Here is a 486-nt window from a genome sequence, read left to right as displayed (position 1 = left end):
AAAGGTAATGCCACTAGTGAGTTAGTCAGCTTTTCACCTTTTTGGTTTTCTATCCATGTCTGCGCTAAAAACGAAGAGGCGGTATCTTGGTTTTCAACAACGATACTGGTTCCGCCATCGGCTTCATTAAAAATAACACGGGTTCTATCTAACCCAAGAACGGCATACGCTTGGCTCATGACGCTTGAGAGTAAAACAACGGAAAGTACTTTTTTAAATAATGTCATTTTTTCACCCATTGAAATCACATTAGTGACGACAAGCAATTGAATCGCTACTTTTAGCCAGGAGACTGTCCGCTAAGAACGTACACGCTTGTGCATCTCCCCAGTTAACGCTAAGTTGGTCGCCCATGTTCAACCCGGTTAAGTAGACGATACCGGATTCAGCAATAATGCCTGAAACTTTACCCGTTACGTTATTTTTCACCACTGAGCCTAATGGTGGGTATTGACCATTAGCCAGCTTAATTCGTGTTATCAGTGA

Annotated in this window: 2 protein-coding genes; both read right to left on the bottom strand. The window is 42.4% G+C overall.

Annotated features, from left to right (window positions below; genetic code table 11):
- Window positions 1-227, bottom strand: a 227-nt coding sequence (locus SJ312_RS23375) for a fimbria/pilus periplasmic chaperone (protein ID WP_319868425.1), incomplete at its 3' end; no start/stop codon positions are given.
- A gap of 22 nt (window positions 228-249) precedes the next feature.
- Window positions 250-486: FimD/PapC C-terminal domain-containing protein (locus SJ312_RS23370; RefSeq protein ID WP_319868424.1), on the bottom strand; the 237-nt coding region annotated here is incomplete at its 5' end.

Source organism: Providencia sp. CIM-Carb-044 (assembly GCF_033901115.1).
GTDB classification, from domain to species: domain Bacteria; phylum Pseudomonadota; class Gammaproteobacteria; order Enterobacterales; family Enterobacteriaceae; genus Providencia; species Providencia hangzhouensis.
The sequence above is the reverse complement of the archived record's forward strand: the minus strand, read 5'-3'. Positions and strand labels throughout refer to the sequence as shown.